At 64.5% G+C, this 1,326-nt stretch carries 1 protein-coding gene; it reads right to left on the bottom strand.

Annotated features, from left to right (window positions below):
- Positions 1–186: 186 nt before the first annotated feature.
- Positions 187–1,290, bottom strand: coding sequence for an IS110 family RNA-guided transposase (locus IE071_RS15770; RefSeq protein WP_189442549.1), 1,104 nt, complete (start codon positions 1,288–1,290; stop codon positions 187–189).
- Between the last annotated feature and the right edge of the window lie 36 nt (positions 1,291–1,326).

Genomic DNA, 1,326 nt, shown 5'->3' with positions numbered 1-1,326 from the left:
GGTTGCAGTCGTGTATTCGGCCTTGGGGTGAGCGCGTGACGCTCGGGCCATCATGGAATCCGCGAATCGAAAGCCAATCGTTCGGAGCGGCCTCGCAGGCCAGAAGTGTTATCGGCTTGATTCGATTCGGGACCGACACATTCGCCATGACACAGATCGCCTTGGCAACTCGGGGAAGTAGAACGGTTATTCGATGACGCACACCACGCCGGTAGCGACGGCAGGCCGCACACTACGGTGATTGCCGTCGAACACGGCGTGATGATGCTCCATCGCCCAGACGCGTCGGGCGACCTTGTTGGCCAGTGCGACCGCCGCCTTGTTGTGACCTTGTCGAGCCTGCAGCGCCAGTGCCCATGCCTGCAGACGATCGAGCGGTTGATCCTTTCGCTGCCGAACCTGCGCCGCCCGCAGGGCGGCGCGTGCTCCATGGATCAGCAGCAGACGCAGGTAGCCGTCGCCGCGCTTGCTCATGGCGCCGAGATGGCGCTGCGCGCCGGAAGAGTGCTCGCGCGGGGTCAGTCCCAGCCATGCCGCGAAGTGACGGCCACTGCGGAACCGATCCAGCGATCCGACACTGGCACGCAAGGCGGTGGCGGTCAGCACGCCGATGCCCGGCACGCTCTGATAGCGCTGGCTTGGCAGATCGCTTTCGGCAAACGCCTCCAGCCGCTGCTCGATCGCCGTCATGTCCGCTTGCAGGCCCGCCAAGCGATCGAGCAATTCACCCAGCGTGTGGCGCAAGGCCATGGGCAGGTCGTTGTCGCCGTCTTCGAGCGCTGCCAGCACCGCCGGGCGAACCTTGGCCGCGCCCAGCGGAATGATCAGGCCAAACTCGCGCAGCACACCACGCAGCAGATTGATCGTGGACGTACGCTGGCTCTTGAGCCGTTCGCGGATGCGATGCAATGCCTGCACACCCTGTTGCTCGGGCGACTTGATCGGCACCGGGTCGATCTGCGCGCAGCGATCCGCTTCCAGGATGCCGGCCACGTCGGTGCGATCGGTCTTGTTGCGTCGCACGTAGGGACGCACGTCGCGAGCCGGCAACAAACACACGGTATGCCCCTGTCCGGCGAATCGTCGCGCCCAGTAATGCGCACTGCCGCAGGCTTCCATCACCACGCGCAGTGGTACACGGTTATCCAGCACATGCGCAAAGGCGCGACGCGACAGTTGCTTGCGCTCCAGGATACGGTGGTCGGCATCGGCAAACGCCAGTTCGAATACATCCTTGGCCAGATCGACCGCCACCGTGGCGGCAACCGTATTGTCAGGCGTAGCATGCATGGCGGACTCCTCTCGTGATCCCGTGTCCGGAGCCTA

The organism is Rhodanobacter panaciterrae (assembly GCF_014651895.1).
Lineage (GTDB): Bacteria > Pseudomonadota > Gammaproteobacteria > Xanthomonadales > Rhodanobacteraceae > Rhodanobacter > Rhodanobacter panaciterrae.
The sequence above is the reverse complement of the archived record's forward strand: the minus strand, read 5'-3'. Positions and strand labels throughout refer to the sequence as shown.

Coding starts and splice junctions, on each gene's coding strand:
- IE071_RS15770 (WP_189442549.1), bottom strand. CDS start 1,290: ATGCATGCTACGCCTGACAATACGGTTGCCGCCACGGTGGCGGTCGAT.